We start from the raw sequence: 16,278 nt of genomic DNA, 5'->3' as shown, positions 1-16,278 counted from the left end.
GAATCGCAAATGAGCTTTTTGAGCAGGCGTTATGTGCACAACAAGCCATTAACAAAGCCCGTTGGTTTAGGGATAATCGCCCCATAACATTAATCATATGAGGTTGGCCGTATGCGCTCGCTCCTTTTTAGAAGACCAATGTCCAAACTGTTTGCGACATTGCTGGCGCTGCTGTGCACCCCGTCACTTGCAGCCGACAAGCCGAACATCCTGGTTATCTGGGGTGATGATATCGGTTGGTCCAATATCAGCGCCTATCATCGTGGCATGCTCGGCAGCAGGACCCCGAATATAGACCGGATTGCGCAGGAGGGCGCGTTGTTCACCGATTATTACGGCGAGCAAAGCTGCACCGCCGGTCGTTCCGCATTCATTACCGGCCAGCATCCCCTGCGCACCGGGCTGCTCAAAGTGGGTCTGCCCGGAGCAGACATCGGACTGCGCCCGGAGGACCCGACTATTGCTGAGTTGCTCAAGCCACATGGCTATGCCACCGGGCAGTTCGGCAAGAATCACCTGGGCGACAAGGATGAGTTCCTTCCCAGCAATCACGGCTTCGACGAGTTTTTCGGCAACCTTTACCATCTCAATGCCGAGGAAGAGCCGGAAACCTACTTCTATCCCAAGGATCCCGCTTTTCATAAGCGGTTTGCGCCTCGCGGCGTGATTCGTTCTTACGCCGATGGCAAGGTCGAAGACACCGGGCCGCTTAGCCGCAAGCGAATGGAAACGGTGGACCAGGAGTTCACCGACGCCGCGCTGAAGTTCATCGATAAAGCGCACGATGATGGCAAGCCGTTCTTCGTCTGGTTTAATGCCACGCGGATGCACGTATGGACGCGACTGGCGCCGCAATGGCAGGGAGCCTCGGGTTTTGGTCTTTATGCAGACGGGCTCATGGAACACGACCACCATGTTGGTCAGTTACTGGACAAGGTTGACGACCTGGGGATTACCGATAACACCATTGTTATCTACTCCACCGACAACGGTTCGCAAACCAATACCTATCCCGATGGCGGCTCCGAACCATTCCGTGGTGAAAAGGGCTCCACCTGGGAAGGGGGCTTCAGGGTGCCGGCGCTCATCCGCTGGCCCGGCGTGGTGGCGCCGGGTCGTGTGATCAATGATATTGTTTCCCATCAGGACTGGCTGCCCACGCTGCTCGCGGCCGCTGGCGAAACTGACATCAAGGGAAAATTGCTCAAGGGGCATCGCGCTGGCGATACCACTTACAAGGTGCACCTGGACGGCTACGACCAGACTGCATTGCTTGCCGGGAAGGGGCCCGGGACTCGCGATAGCGTCTATTACTTTGATGATAATGCCCAGTTAAACGCGCTGCGCTGGAACGACTGGAAAATACATTTCGCCTTCCAGATGGAAGGCTGGTCAGGCCCCAGGGAGGCGCTTAATTTTCCGCGTATTATTAACCTGCGCACCGACCCCTATGAAACATCAATCGACTCGGGGCTCTATTCCCGATTCTTTGCCGACCAGCTCTGGCTGTTTGTCCCCGTTCAGCAGGAGGTAGGCAAGTGGCTGATGACGTTCCGCGAGTATCCGCCACGTCAGGCAACGGCCAGTTTCACTATCGACCGAATGATGCAGTCCATGCAGCAAATGATGCAAATGCGCGCAAACGGGGCACAGGTGCCGCCGGGGGCACAGCGCAAGGGCCGTTAAATCCGTCACGTAGAGGAGTGATTATGGGACGCTGGACCAGAGATGAACTGGAGCACGCCTTCGATAGGTATCAGGCGGCGGCCTTGAAGGGCGCACAGGAAGGGGACTGGCGAGACTGGGCTGATATGTTCACTGTGGATGCCACTTACTTCGAACACCAGTACGGGCGTTTCTGGGGCCGGGAAAACATCTATCAGTGGATCAGCAAGACCATGGGGGCCTTTCCTGCCAGCAGCATGACTGCTTTCCCCATACGTTGGTACAGTATCGACGAAGATAAAGGCTGGGTGATTTGTGAAGTCCTGAACAGGATGCAGGACCTCGGTGATGGGCAGATCTACGAGGAGCCCAACCTGACTGTCCTCCATTACGCTGGCAATGGCCTGTTCAGTTACGAGGAGGACGCCTATGACCGCAAGCGTATGGGCGAGATGATAGTACGTTGGCTGAAAACAAAAGAGCGGCTGGAACAGGCCTGAACGCTGTGGCGCAGCACTGCCGATGACGCATCTTTCGGTGCTGCAGTTTGACCTGCGGCGGGCGCCGTCCTGTCCTGATACACCTGCAGACCGTACCCGCGCCTGCCTGGAAATGGTACGTTGGGCCGATGCACAAGGCATCTCTGTCGCAGGGTTTTCCGAGCACCACAATACTTCTGATGGTTTTCTTAGCGCCCCACTGATGCTGGCTATGGCGTCTGCAGCGTGCACGCAGCGTATTGTCTTGAGTGTCAGTGCCCTGCAACTGCCCCTGCATGACCCCTTGCGAGTGGCCGAAGATATCGTCGCGCTGGACCAGGTTTCGCGGGGCCGTTTTAATCTTACCGTTGGCCTGGGCTATCGCCAGTGTGAGTATCAGGCATTCGGTGCAGACTGGCAGCGCCGCGGCAAGGTCTTCGACGAGAAACTGGCCATCCTGTTACGTGCATTGAGTGGCGAGGCGTTTGCGCACCGGGGCGTTGAGGTGCAATTGACACCGTCGCTGCACACTCCTGCGCGATCAATAGTGTTTGTTGGCGGTAACAGCGTGGCAGCAGCAAACAGGGCGGCCCGTTTCGGTTTGTATTTCGCGCCAGCCATCGACGACCCTGCCCTGGGGGATGCCTATCAGGCCGCATGCAAGGGCCACGGTTTTGAGGAAGGCTTCGTCATCTACCCGCGCGAGCCGTGTCTGACGCTCATCGCGGAAGACCCGGACAAGGCCTGGAAAGAACTGGGAGAGTTCTTGCTCTATGACGCGCAGGCCTATGCAAGTTGGGCACATCCAAGCCGGCGCGCTTACGCCGAGTCGGCAGCCAGCACGTTGCCGGCGCTGAGGCAGGAGGGCAAGTACGCCATACTCAGCCCGGAGCAGGCTGCGTCCCGTATCGTGGAGAAGGGGTCGATTAACCTCTCGCCGCTCTGCGGTGGCATCCCCATAGATGCGGCCTGGGAAAGTCTGCAGCTTTATTCAGAACAGGTCATACCGAGACTGCAGGCAAAGGACTGAGCCGCCACCTGGCACACGCAACATTTCACCAGGCTAGTCCAGCTTGCCGTTGTCCACTTCCGTGACCACGGCTTCGGCATGCTCATGTTGCTCATCTCCCCTGGGATCCATCTCCAGGACAGCAGGGGCGGTGTCGGCGCCAGCGGCCTTAAACGGCGTTTGCTCCTCTACGCTAACCGCCCGGGGATTGCGAAACTGGAAGCCCAGGTACACGGACATTGTCAGGCAGATGCCGCTGAATGCCCAGAACAGGGAGGAGGGGCCTGCCACTGCCATCAACTGACCCAGCGGCAATGGAGCCAGAGCAGCGCCCAGTGCGTTAAGCAGCAGTACCGACGTGCCGACCTGGACAAATTCATCGCTGGCGGAGACGTCTGCGACGGTTGCCAGGGCCATTGCATACAGTGGCATGACCATAGCGCCAAAAAAGAAAACGGTCGCCAGGTACCAGGGAAAGCCGATACTCATCGCGACCGCTGCGGCGGTAATAGCACCGCCCACACACAGTGTGCTCAGGACAATGCGTCGGTCCACGCGGTCCGAGAAGAGTCCGATGGGGTATTGCAGCAATGCACCGCCCCCTATTGCCGCGCTCATGAACCAGGTCACGTCCATGGCCGACTCGCTGTAGGAGCTGGCAAACAAAGCGCCCAGTGACCAGAAACTACCTACAACCAGACCGGACAGCAGTGCGCCGGCAAAGGCAGGCCTGGAGCGCCGGTACAGCAGGCCGAACTCAAAGCGGGTAGGCTCCACCGGGTTAGGTGCCATACGCCGGGTCAGACCTACCGGTATAATCGCCAGAGCGAGAAAGATTGCGCCCAGACTGAACAGGGTGGAACTTTCCACGGGTGCCAGATTGATCAGGAACTGCCCTGCCAGCAGGGCGCTCAGGGTCACGAAGGTATACACCGATAGTATCCTGCCGCGAGTCTGGGCTGTTGCCTGGCTGTTCAGCCAGCTCTCGATGACCGTGTAAAGCCCACTGAGGGCCATACCGGTCAAAAAGCGTATCACCAGCCATGCCTGCCAGTAGTCGAGCATCTCCAGGGAGAGCAGGGCGCAGACCATAATCGCGGTTAGCACGGCGAAACCACGAATATGCCCCACCCGCCCAATGATGCGCGGGATGCTCAGGCAGCCGGCTACAAAGCCCAGGAAGTAACAAGATGCGCTCAGTCCGATGGTGAATTCCGACATGCCGACAGCGCTGGCGCGAAGTGGCAACAGGGTCAATTGCAGGCCGTGGCCGACCAATAGCAGCGCGGTCGACAGGAGCAGGGAAGTAACTGTGAGTAGAACTTTCATTGAGGTGGTTGTTATCCTCTGTGCAAAGGGGCTGAGAATCTGTTGTCTGCCAGTTCCGGGGAGCTGGCCGGAAGGTGAAGGGCGTATGTTGGTTCTGGTTTGATCACAAATCAAGCGTTGTAACGAATAGTCTGACCATAGCCGCAATTACAGGTGAGGTTGGCTGACGACTGAAGGCCTGCTGCGCTGGTTGCGCTACACTTTACAGACCCTCGAAAAAGCAACCGTCCGCGAAGAACAGTAATCAATAAGGAGTGCAGATGCGCGATTTAAAAGATCATTTCCACTTACTCAGATGCACGCTGTCCTGGCAGAGGCTAAGCCGGCGAATGCTGTTGCTGGCTTTCTTATTGGCACTGCCCGCCATGGCAAAAGATATACCTGCCATTGAGGTTCTGAAGCCCCCGCCCGGTGCACCCAATGTGGTCCTGGTACTGCTGGACGACGTTGGCTTCGGGGCGGCCAGTACCTTCGGTGGGCCGGCGCAAACGCCCGCCCTGGAGCAACTCTCGGCCGAGGGCCTGCGCTACAACCGTTTTCACACCACAGCGATATGTTCACCCACGCGTGCTTCCCTGCTGACCGGGCGAGACTCCCATGCGGTAAACGTGGGCGCAGTGCTCAATTCCAGCAACAGTTATCCGGGGTACCAGGGCATTCTCAGCAGTAATGCCGCCACCGTTGCCGAGATTCTGCGCAGCAATGGATACAACACAGCGGCATTCGGCAAGTGGCACCTGGCTCCGGCCTGGGAGACATCGCCCTCCGGTCCGTTTGATCGCTGGCCAACAGGGCTGGGCTTCGAGAAGTTCTATGGCTTCCTTGGCGGTGAAACCGACCAGTTTGAACCCACCCTCTATGAGGGGACCTCTCCGGTGATGCGCCCGGCGGGCGAGAATTACCACCTGACCGAGGACATGGCAGACCAAGCCATTAAATGGATGCGCACGCAGCAGGCCGTCACGCCTGATAAACCCTTCTTCATCTACTTCGCCACCGGTGCCGCGCACGCACCCCTGCAGGTGCCGCAGCAGTGGATAGATCGATATAAAGGGCAGTTCTCAGCCGGCTGGGACGCCCTGCGCGAGTCGATATTTGCACGCCAGAAGAAGCGAGGCGTGATTCCCGGGAACACGCTCCTCACCGCGCGACCGGAGGAACTGCCCGCCTGGGAGAGCCTTGATGCGGATGAGCGACGGGTGGCGGAGCGCCTGATGGAGACGTTTGCTGGTTTCCTGGCACATACGGATGCCCAGGTGGGCAGACTGGTCGACCAACTAAAGGCCAGCGGTGAGTTCGATAACACCCTGTTTGTCTACATTGTGGGTGACAACGGCAGCAGCGGGGAAGGCGGACTGCCTGGCAGTGTGAATTACTTTGGCGCACTGCAGGGCCTGCAGGAGCCGGTAGCGACCCAACTCAAGCGCATTGATGACATCGGCAGCCGCGAAAGCTACCCGCAATACAATGCCGGCTGGGCCTGGGCCCTGAATACGCCGTTTCAATGGATCAAGCAGGTGGCGTCACACCTGGGCGGGACCCGCAACCCAATGGTTGTCAGCTGGCCCGCGGGAATAAGCGATGCCGGCGGCTTACGCAGTCAGTTCTCCCATGTAAACGACATCACCCCGACCATACTTGACGCCGCCGGTCTCTCCCTGCCCGAAGCGGTGAAAGGTCATCAGCAGTTACCCTTCGATGGCAGCAGTCTGCTACCCAGCTTTAACAGCGCCGCAGCGCCGGAGCACAAAACGACCCAGTACTTTGAAGTGCATGGCCACCGCTCTATTTATCACCAGGGGTGGATGGCCTCTGCGCGCCATGACCGCCTTCCCTGGACGGTTGGTGTGCGCATGGGGCCCACGCCTTTCGAAGACGATGTGTGGGAACTCTATGACCTGGACAGTGATTTCAGCCAGGCACGGGATCTCGCCAGTGAGCAACCACAGAAGCTTGCTGCTATGCAGGCCCTGTTTGAGAAGGAGGCAGCCAGGCTGGGTATATTGCCCCTGCGCAGCTCGCTCGATACGCGAACGCCAATGCCCAGTCTTGTAGCGGGTCGGACCCGGTTCAGCTACCAGCAGGGAGCCGTGGGCATACCCGAGGGCAGCGCCCCGCCGATGACCAACCGCTCCTGGCAGATGGTCGCGGATGTGCAGGTTGCCAGCGGCACCGCAAGTGGCGTTATTGCTACCATCGGTGGTACGTCGGGAGGCTGGTCGCTCTACCTCGATGGGAAGGGCGCGCCGGTATTTGAGTACCGCGTCTTTGAGTTCGGGCAAGTGCGCATTCAGGGCAAGGACCCGTTGCGTGGCAGGCAAAACCTTCAGGTCAGCTTCGACTATGACCAGCCCGGGGGCTATGGCAAGGGTGGTACCTTTACCCTGCGCCAGGGAACAGAGGTTCTGGGCAGCGCCAGGGTGCCCGCTACACCGCCCGCTTTTTTCTCGATAGATGAAACCTTCGATGTTGGACTGGACAGCGGCTCCCCCGCGGGGCATTACCCCAAAGACGCGGCGCCTGGTTACGAGTTTAGCGGCGGAAAGATAATCAACGTGAACATAGAACTTCTATAGCAAAGGTAACAGTAATGGTACTCAAGGATAAAGTAGCCCTGGTGACAGGCGCAGGACAAGGTGTGGGCGAAGGCATCGCGCGGGCCTTGCATGCGCGCGGCGCGCAGGTCGTCATCGCCGAATATGATACTGAGTCGGGCAACAGGGTTGCGCAGGCATTGGACAATGCCGTGTTTCAACAGGTCGATATCCGGGACCGGGCACAGGTGGAGGATGCGGTTAAGCAGACCATCAGCACATTCGGCCATTTAGATATTCTGGTCAATAATGCCTATCCCACCGGCACCCCCCCGGCGCGACTGGAAACCCGTGAGGACGAGGATTTCGAGCGGGCCCTGACCGGCGGTTTCATGGCACCGTGGTGGGCGATGAAAGCAGCCTTTGAATCCATGCAGGGCCGGCAGTGGGGCAGGGTGATTAATGTTTGCTCGCTCAACGGTGTTAATGCGCACCCGTACACCGTTGAATATAACTCGGCAAAAGAAGCACTGCGTGCCCTGTCGCGCACTGCGGCCAGGGAATGGGCCAAACACGGCATCTGCGTTAACGTTATCTGCCCGGCCGCGAGGACCCCGGCCTATGACCGGTTCGAACGGTACACGCCCGAAAACGCAGCATTAATGCTCAAGCAGAACCCCATGGGGCGCATGGGTGACCCGGAGGCCGATATCGGCGGTGTGGTGGCGTTTCTTGCTTCTGATGACGCGCGCTATGTAACCGGAAACACCCTGTTCGCCGATGGCGGCAGCCACATAAACGGTGTGAACTGGGAGCCTCCTGTGGCTTGACCGTTTGCAAGCAGAATTCCCAACTGTCGCGTTGTGGACATTCCGTTTGGCGCTGATGGTCTATTCTGCGTGGACAGGGCTATTCATTCAGACATGGGCCCACACAAATTACTGATTGAACGGGAGTGAAGTTATCGTGGAAATTCTTCAGTCGATTGTTGAAATCGTTGGTCCCAGTGGACTGTTAAAGGGTGATGACGTCAGTTCCCGCCCCAACTATTCCTGGGGCATGGGCAACTGCCCGGCCAGGGCCATTGTGCGTCCGGCAACGACGGAGCAGGTTTCACGGGTAATGGCGCTGTGTCACCAGGAAAACCAGACGGTTGTGCCCTGGGGTGGCCTTAGCGGACTGGTAAACGGCATAACCTGCGAACCCGAAGATATTGTTATCTCGCTGGAACGGATGAACGCGATAGAGCATCTCGACGCCGAAGCGGGCACCTTGACGGTGCAGTCGGGTGCTATCCTGCAGAACGTACAGGAGGCCGCAAGCGAAGCAGGCTGGCTGTTTGCAATTGACTTCGGCGCCCGTGGCAGTGCGCACATTGGCGGTATGATAGGCACCAACGCAGGCGGTAACAGCGTAGTGCGCTATGGCATGATGCGCGAACAGGTGCTGGGGTTGGAAGCGGTGATGGCCGACGGCACTGTTATTTCCTCCATGAACGAAATGCTGAAGAACAATGCGGGCTACGATATCAAGCACCTGTTTATTGGCAGTGAAGGAACACTCGGTATCGTCACCCGCGCCGTGTTGCGGCTGCGGCCGGCACCCCGCACGGTGCAAACCGCTTTTGTTGCCCTCAACACGTTCAGCGAAGTAGCAGGGCTATTACGTCAGCTGGGCACGGATTTCGAGGGCAAACTCAGCTCATTCGAGGTGATGTGGCGAAACCACTACCACTACATGGTAGAAGAGACCGGAAAACACCAGGCGTTCCTCCCTACCAATTATCCCTACTATGTGCTGCTGGAAACAGAAGGTTCGGACCCGGAACGAGAGGAAGAACTGTTCATGACGGTCCTCGGTGGGCTCATGGAAGAGGGCCATATTGCCGACGCAGTGATCGCCCAGTCCAGTCAGCAGGCGGCGCAAATATGGGAAATGCGCGACGACGTGGAAACACTGGTACACAATATCAGTCCCATTGCTGTGTTCGATATAAGTCTGCCCATCCGCGAAATGGAAAATTACATCAGCGGCGTGGAGGCGGAATTGCAGCGCCGTTTCCCCGAAGCGCGCATGATTACTTTCGGCCACCTGGGAGACGGCAACATCCACCTGGGCGTGGGCCCGGCACATGACAAACATGCCGTCGAGACGATCGTCTACGAACACCTGGCAAAAGTGAAGGGGTCGATTTCCGCCGAACATGGTATCGGACTGGAGAAACGCGACTTTCTGCACTGTTCTCGTTCACCGGAAGAAATTGCTGTAATGAAGAGCGTGAAACAGGCACTGGACCCCAAGCACCTGTTGAACCCGGGCAAGGTGTTCAAGGTGTAAACTGCCAGGCAATGTTGTCGGTTCCGGTAAAAGAAATCAAAAAATTCAACTAGAGGGTGTCGAACTGCTCGGTTTCAAGAGCAGTTATAGACAAGCTCGCCACTAGAAACCGTTATTGGAACAGCGAAAGCTCAATGGGGGGGCGTTCGGATACTGGGGCAGTGCTGCCTAATTCTGGATCTTGGCCCGTTTCTGGCAATCGGTAAAGTCGTTTCTGATAAGCATTTGCACTCCAAACAGAGTAAGCAAGTGCACGATCGATTAAATCCTGATCGGGGGATTGGGCCGGTATCAGTCCGGCAACTGAACGATGATAGTGCGCCGGGTTTTTATCCATTTCCATCACGATGACTTCATCACCTTGCATGTACGCCTGCACCGTATTGTATTGCATAATTGCGCGTCCGGGGACGTCTGCAATATCCGGGCGAAAAAGGTCATGTCCTGTAGCCGGGTGCTCGTCTTGAACCCCCATCATTCCCAAAACCGTCGGCAGTAGGTCGATCTGGCTAGAAAGCCTTGAATACGTTCTGGGCTCAACCTGCCCTCCCAGAATCAGCGCTGGAATATGAAAGTACTCAATAGGAACAAGGTTGGCGCCTCTCACTCGTGAGTTATGATCTGCAACCACCAGGAACACCGTGTTATCCCAGTAAGAGGACTCCTTTGCTTGACGAAAGAATTCGCCCATGGCGAAATCGGCATACTTAACCGCATTGTTAACTGTGTCTCGCGGCTGTTCGAATAGCTCAATTCTATCCTCGGGGAACTCAAACGGTGAATGGTTGGAAGAAGTAAACACCAGGCTAAAGAACGGCTTGTCCTTTTTCTGGCTAAACTCCTCATGGGCCCGCTGGAACAAGTCTTCATCACTTACACCCCATGAACCTTTGAAAGATGGGTCTAGGAAATCCTTCTCTTCGATGATCTGCTGAAAACCGTTGCCCACAAAGAACTGTCTCATGTTGTCAAAATGAGCTTCTCCGCCATAGATGAAACTCGTGTCATAGCCTCGCCTGCCCAGCAATTCGGCGATGGTAAAAAACCCGCTCTGGGATTTTGGAAGCTTAACGACACTGCGTGCGGGTGTGGGGGTAAAACCAGTAATAACGGCTTCTATACCTCTAACCGATCGGGTGCCGGTGGCATAGAGGTTGTTAAACCATATCCCCTGGGTTGTGAGTTCATCTAACTCAGGTGTGACGGGTGTGCCACCTAATGCGCCCACGAACTCAGCACCAAGGCTCTCTTGCAGGATGATCACAAGATTCATAGGCCTTTCATTACCGTTTACCCAATCGTTCCTATGTAGTGTCGGGATATCTTCAGAGATAAACCGATCAGCGGCCAATACCATATCATCCCGGACTTCCTGTACAGCATTGGCAATAGCCATGCTGCCATAAGCCCGCACGCTGGATTCATAGCGACTGGAACTGTACATCGCATAGAGAACGCTATAAAGGGAGCTGAGGCTTAGGTCGTTAACCAGAAGATCGTCAGAGAATGCTACCTTGGCAGGGTTCGCTGGCCGGTGTCCAAGACTGGAACGGACGCCAAGAGCGCACACAATAACAACAACGCTGCATCCAACTACAGACCCGACAAGGCCAGGCTTTGAAACTGGGATCAGGCATGGGGAGATAAACTTCAGGAATAAACAGCAGACAAAATATACCGCCAGTAATCCCAGAAATATGTCGAGTTTGTAGCCCCCCAGAAGCATCGAGCCCACTTCTTTTGGGTATTTCAGATATTCAACAAACAGAATATTTGGGCGCAGATCGTATTCAGTGATGAAGGTAGGTGTTGCTGCCTCCATGAAGATCGCCAGAAAGAAAACCGAGACCATGTAAACTCTGAGGAACCTAAGCCAGGGAGTTTTGTTACACAGAAAGGGGGCCAGCAATGCTATCGGTAACACAAGCGCGCAGGCAACAATCAGATCAAAGCGTACTCCCTGCACAAGGATATAGAACAGCCCATCAACCGCGTCTACACGAGACCAGTGCAAGGCGATCAAGAAGATTCGCGATGCGGATAGTGCAAGAAGGAGAAATGCAAAAAATGCGAGTACAGGCCTATATGGGCTCGTAAATCGCGGCCGTGTATTGTTAACTAACAAACCTGCCTCACTGACACATCACTCAAAGACGGTAATCGTATACTTCAAAACTTAAGAAAGACTGAAGGTTTCGGAGCGTGGTAAAAACCGGGCAACCAAAATACGATAAATACTTATTTGGGTCGGGAACTTGCGTACGACTTTTATGCCAGAAGATAATCAAGTTGTGATTAGAACAAAGGAAGCAGGAGATGAAGCCAGGCGAGAAAGGGTTCCCCAGACTGATCTCAGCGACACGATATTCAGGACTTGGGATACAGGCAGCCTGGCGAAACGAGGCAGCCTTTCGCCAGGAAGCAGTACTGGCAATAATCGGCATACCCTTGGCGCTTTACCTTGCCAGAGACATGACGGACTTTCTGTTTCTCTCACTACCCCTTCTTTTGCTGTTACTGGCTGAGTTGGCCAACAGCGCCATTGAAGCGGTTGTTGATCGAATAGGAAGTGAGCATCACGAGCTTTCTGGTAGAGCGAAGGATATGGGCTCTGCTGTGGTCTTTATGGCGATTCTTATCGTATGTCTAAGTTGGATTACAGTAGTCGGGGCGGTATATGGTGTTCTATGGCGTTAGCTTTTCTGCGCGATACCAAGTCTACAGACTCGTTCAGCTACAAGGCGTTTTCCAGTTAATCGTAACGATGTGGCTCGGCATAGCGTGCTGCTTTGCCAATTTTTGCGAGTTCATGCTCACTATGCGCGATGGCCAGGATAACCCCTCCATGGCGCAGAGCGTGTTCGTGATTTGTGACTTATTGGCACGTCAAGACACGTGTTCGTTAGCTATCAATTCCTACGGGCATTGGGTTTACGAGAATCTCGAGCCCTTTCTATCTGATCCAGCATTGTCTCCATATCGACATATTTGAAGTTCTGGTTTAACCAAGGCCATGCGTTGTTGTCGTCTTGAACCACCCATACGCCTTTCTTAAATGCACCCATGGGGGAGGAATTGATCGCAATACCGTCTGTTTTGGAGGTTCCATCTACAATCCCATCAACGATTGATATCAACGCGACTGGAGTCCACGGGTACTCCAAATTATAGGCGACAAAAGCATCACTACCCTGACTCGATGCCATTAGTATTTGATGGTCTTTGTCGCGGTACACAGCAAGACCTTCTACATCGGCTTTAAGTCGGCCAGCGCCTACGGTATCGACGATTTTTCGATCTACCTCTCCATTGGGGCGCGCATCGACTGCATACACACCAGCGTCTTCGATAGCCAGGTACAGTGTATGAGTCTGATCGTCAACGACACACCCCTCAGCAGTGGATTCAACCTTGAACTCTCTTACCAACTTACCGCTGATCATATCGGGTTGAATCTGCCATTGTTGGTACGTACCGGACTTATCGTTTATGAATACAAATATGTCTGAGCCGCTCTTGTACATACACAAGCCATAAGGGCGCTTAAAATCCAGATGGATTCGACCCGCCAGTCGGACATGTCGCGATACATTGTCAATGGAGAATAGAGCGATGGCGCGTTCGGATCTATCGCTAGCGGCCACGACAGCGCTGTTCTCCGACCCATTCAGCGTAGACCAGCGTAAATCAACATTATTGAGCCTACCTAAAGGCAGCGATTGAATTGCGTTACCTTGCAGGTCATAGACCTCCAGCCCATTCTTCTTGTTGGTTGCGATAACCAGAGATAGAGATGGATCTACAGGGTTCAGCCATATGACGGCGTCATCGGCGGCATCACCGCCCACACCTACTGGCTGCGTTTCTACTGCGGCGCTGATACTTAACTCAATCAGAGTGGTATTCGGCACTGAGACATCGTTGGATGCCAGCACGAAAAATAGTGTCGCTAATAGGGTGGCAAAAACGGGCATATACACCCGCTTAAATCTTAGTGAAGTGAATACTGGCATCACCTAAAATGTGTAATTCTGGAAACGCATCAACATCTAACAACAAACTGAGTCGACACAGGCGAAAGGCGGTGCCGCATTGACCCAATAGCTAAAGGTTCCGATTACTAAACGGATAGTTACAAATTACAGGGTGAACCTTAAGAAACGCTGAGGAGCCTAATGAACTTATGATTTTGTTAGACACATTGGCAGGTTCATTTAGTCTCAAAACGGTCGTGCTAGCGGTCTTATCGAAGAGGACTTCTGGGGCCTGCCTAGCTCTTGATTCTTGTGCGATACTTGAAAAGGCATTGCCATCTTTGTGAATTGGCTTGAGCGCGCGAGCACTACAGATAGCTAGCGATCAGTTTTTTACGATATAGAGGTTACCGTGTCGTCCACCTTCAAACATATTTATCGTTTCCGGGGTAAACGTTGCGACAAATTTCGACCATGCTTCTTGTTCGTCATTTTTCACAGAGATCACCAGATAGTCAGCTGACATCCAGATGGATTGTTCAAGCAATAGTTCCTCGACTTGCAGTTTTGCCGAGTAAGGCACGGGGATTTTTCTTAATTGGGAGAAATACTCAATATAGGAGTAGTTGGTAAACAGCGTTGCGTTATGTGGCAATTGTCTGTTTATCCAAAGGGTCGCGTTTTTAATATATGCCTTTTCTCTATTTCCGTTATGCAGTGTATCTGCTGACATGCCTATGAATATGGCTGAAACAAGAATTCCAGCCATTAGGCCTCCTTTGTTCAACTGATCATCAACAATGGCGGGTAAATACAGCAGTAGCAGTAGAGTTAAGAAGCCGGCGTAGCGTTCCAGCATAAAGTGATTGATAAGGAGGAAAGAAAATAGGTAGGTGGCTGCTATCAATATATGAATATTCAGGAGTTGCAGCTGTTGAACTGTCGCATTCCCCTTGGTGCGGATGCGGACTCCCCAACATAGAACTGCCAACCAGGGCCACGTAAGTGACCGTATGATATTAATAGCTAACAGCCCAATAGTGCCGGAGAGCAAAAAAATTGATATGTCCTCTCTCGAATGCTCCGCCACCCAATCTTGCGAAGCGTGGGCTTTTTCATCTAGAAAGAAATCCGGTATCACTAAGGCCTTAGAAACGTACCCCCCTATGTCTTCAAACAAAGCCAAAGTTGAGTAGCCTGAGCCGTTAGTCAATGCATAAAAGACCAATATGCCAAATACGGTTAGTAGGGGCAGTAATCCAAAGCCGGCCAATACTTCAGCACGTCCACCTTTTGCAGAAACTATAGCTACTGCGAATGGAGCCAAACAGATATAAGCAACCGCTTCGAATCTGAAAAAAGCCGCAAAAACAATATAGATGAACCATAGCACTTGATGTTGCCAGTGTGGCGAAAAGAGAAACAGCAGCAATTGTCGAAAGGCTAGAACGCCCATTGCCCAATAACCTGGATCACGCATGATGTCGGAGCGATACCCATTTATAACGGGATGGGATAGTACAATTAGCGCCGCTATAATCTGAGTTCTTCTGTCGCCGCCCAATAGTCCTATTGTGGACACAAAGGCCAAGCATAAAGTGACGTATAGAGAGGTTACAACCAGCTGAGCTGATATAGCTAAAGAGAGCGATGTAGCGCGATGCAATTCGCCAGATATGACAGAGAGAAATGGCCGATCGAACAGCTGAATAGCTGCAATTAAGCCGTGGTTAAGATACGCCTCTGCAGTCCTTAAGTAAGTAATTCCATCTCGATTGATCAGAGGGTCGTTGTGGATCAGCCACGCTGAAATCAAAATACTGATACAAGCGATGGCGATATTTAGCCTGAGGGGAATGGCTGTGTGTTGTCGATGCATTTACCGCCGATCCCGAGTTTGATTTTTAGGAAGGTATTGAATCCGTCTGGTTTATGCGGTTATCGGGCTAGCAAACTGACTTTATCGTTCTTGCTTTTCTCTGAGGCTTCGTCGCCTTTTTCGTCAAAGTACGCCGGGCTTTCGTTTTCAGGTACTCGAAGCTTAACCGCTGCTTCCATGTCCCTGCTCCAATATGAAAGCCGTATGTGAGAGAACTGTTTAGTAGTATTTTCTTTTCATTTTTCCCATGTAGCCTGTGTGGGCTAAAAGTCGGTCGGGGCGTTAGCATTACATCAGGCCAGCGCTCGCGCTCCTGAAGTTCAAAAAAGTGTTTACTAAGGAAGCCAGGGACCGTCGAGGCAAGTACATCGAGATAAGTATCTGTCACGGCTGGGTTTGCGAGCATTTCTTGATATATGTGTTGCCAAAAAGGGTGGCCTGGTCGTGACGCAATTATATAGTTGGAAACGCTGTTGAAGCCATCGCCGTAAGACACATCTCTTTCTCGCGACAGGAGCAGGCCTACATCGGGGTACGCATAGGGTCGTAGAAACTCATAGTCCAAATCTACGTATAGACCACCAATATCCAGCATGAGTAGATAGCGAAATGTATCGACACGCATAATGTGCCGGGAAAAACTTATGAAAATCGGATAGAACTCCGCGTGATTTGCTCTGACGTACAGGTCAATATCTTTGTCAGTCCAAAGCCGGTATTCCCAATCTGGGTGGTATCGCTTGACCGTTTCAACGGCATAGCGAAACTTCTTGGGAATGTTTTCGTCCTTCCAGGTCTGGTGTACTATTTTTGGGATTGCCATGGTTATGTTCGCTAGCTCTTTCTTGTAATCCCACAACCCTACGTCGAATAGCTGAAGAACCACTGAACTAGTTTTAGCTTTGCATAAGAAAGAGTTTTTTCTGCAGGCTAGTTTGCCGGGGCTGGTAAGCAAGTTTGGGAAGTGCGCAGGCTGCTGTGAAACCTAGCCAATATAAGAAGAATTGGATGAACATGTTAAGAAGACCTTAAGGTGGATAGGACACAATTCGATCTCGATATTGAGAGATCT

At 53.6% G+C, this 16,278-nt stretch carries 12 protein-coding genes; 7 read left to right on the top strand and 5 right to left on the bottom strand.

Annotation, left to right across the window (positions count from 1 at the left end):
* Positions 1-138: 138 nt before the first annotated feature.
* Genes C0039_RS09595 through C0039_RS09585 form a run of 3 tightly spaced genes read left to right on the top strand, consistent with a single transcriptional unit; the run spans position 139 to position 3,174 of the window.
* On the top strand, positions 139-1,686 hold the full coding sequence (locus tag C0039_RS09595) for an arylsulfatase (RefSeq protein ID WP_076001320.1): 1,548 nt from the start codon (positions 139-141) through the stop codon (positions 1,684-1,686).
* A gap of 23 nt (positions 1,687-1,709) precedes the next feature.
* A complete protein-coding gene (locus tag C0039_RS09590) occupies positions 1,710-2,165 on the top strand; it encodes a nuclear transport factor 2 family protein (RefSeq protein ID WP_076001321.1) in 456 nt (151 codons plus the stop codon).
* A 22-nt stretch (positions 2,166-2,187) separates the two neighbouring features.
* A complete protein-coding gene (locus C0039_RS09585) occupies positions 2,188-3,174 on the top strand; it encodes an LLM class flavin-dependent oxidoreductase (RefSeq protein WP_101517952.1) in 987 nt (328 codons plus the stop codon).
* Positions 3,175-3,207: 33 nt separating this feature from the next.
* Here the strand turns inward: C0039_RS09585 and C0039_RS09580 are convergent, their stop codons facing one another.
* Positions 3,208-4,482 (bottom strand): MFS transporter, encoded by a 1,275-nt coding sequence (locus C0039_RS09580; RefSeq protein ID WP_076001323.1) that lies wholly within the window; start codon positions 4,480-4,482, stop codon positions 3,208-3,210.
* A 260-nt stretch (positions 4,483-4,742) separates the two neighbouring features.
* Here C0039_RS09580 and C0039_RS09575 point away from each other — a divergent pair, with 260 nt between their 5' ends.
* The 3 genes from C0039_RS09575 to C0039_RS09565 all read left to right on the top strand — a co-directional run bounded on the left by C0039_RS09575 (position 4,743) and on the right by C0039_RS09565 (position 9,353).
* On the top strand, positions 4,743-7,058 hold the full coding sequence (locus C0039_RS09575) for an arylsulfatase (RefSeq protein ID WP_243391586.1): 2,316 nt from the start codon (positions 4,743-4,745) through the stop codon (positions 7,056-7,058).
* 14 nt (positions 7,059-7,072) lie between these two features.
* Entirely contained in the window at positions 7,073-7,846 is a 774-nt protein-coding gene (locus tag C0039_RS09570; protein ID WP_076001325.1) for an SDR family NAD(P)-dependent oxidoreductase, read from the top strand.
* A gap of 136 nt (positions 7,847-7,982) precedes the next feature.
* Entirely contained in the window at positions 7,983-9,353 is a 1,371-nt protein-coding gene (locus C0039_RS09565) for an FAD-binding oxidoreductase (RefSeq protein WP_076001326.1), read from the top strand.
* A gap of 112 nt (positions 9,354-9,465) precedes the next feature.
* Here C0039_RS09565 and C0039_RS09560 read toward each other — a convergent pair whose 3' ends face one another.
* Positions 9,466-11,205: an LTA synthase family protein gene (locus C0039_RS09560; RefSeq protein ID WP_207796413.1), complete on the bottom strand. Its 1,740-nt coding sequence runs from the start codon at positions 11,203-11,205 to the stop codon at positions 9,466-9,468.
* A 464-nt stretch (positions 11,206-11,669) separates the two neighbouring features.
* Here C0039_RS09560 and C0039_RS09555 point away from each other — a divergent pair, with 464 nt between their 5' ends.
* Positions 11,670-12,050: a diacylglycerol kinase gene (locus C0039_RS09555; protein WP_101517950.1), complete on the top strand. Its 381-nt coding sequence runs from the start codon at positions 11,670-11,672 to the stop codon at positions 12,048-12,050.
* A gap of 212 nt (positions 12,051-12,262) precedes the next feature.
* Here the strand turns inward: C0039_RS09555 and C0039_RS09550 are convergent, their stop codons facing one another.
* From C0039_RS09550 to C0039_RS09540, 3 genes are all read right to left on the bottom strand, one after another.
* Positions 12,263-13,327: a phytase gene (locus C0039_RS09550; RefSeq protein ID WP_165787088.1), complete on the bottom strand. Its 1,065-nt coding sequence runs from the start codon at positions 13,325-13,327 to the stop codon at positions 12,263-12,265.
* A 385-nt stretch (positions 13,328-13,712) separates the two neighbouring features.
* The gene (locus C0039_RS09545; RefSeq protein WP_133125973.1) at positions 13,713-15,206 is read right to left on the bottom strand and encodes a hypothetical protein; all 1,494 of its coding nucleotides are present in this window, start codon (positions 15,204-15,206) and stop codon (positions 13,713-13,715) included.
* 67 nt (positions 15,207-15,273) lie between these two features.
* Complete coding sequence (locus C0039_RS09540) at positions 15,274-16,029, bottom strand: glycosyltransferase family 32 protein (RefSeq protein WP_133125972.1); 756 nt, start codon at positions 16,027-16,029, stop codon at positions 15,274-15,276.
* Positions 16,030-16,278 lie beyond the last annotated feature (249 nt).

The sequence above is a fragment of the Pseudohalioglobus lutimaris genome (assembly GCF_002866825.1).
Lineage (GTDB): Bacteria > Pseudomonadota > Gammaproteobacteria > Pseudomonadales > Halieaceae > Halioglobus > Halioglobus lutimaris.
This window is presented reverse-complemented; position numbering and strand designations above follow the sequence as displayed.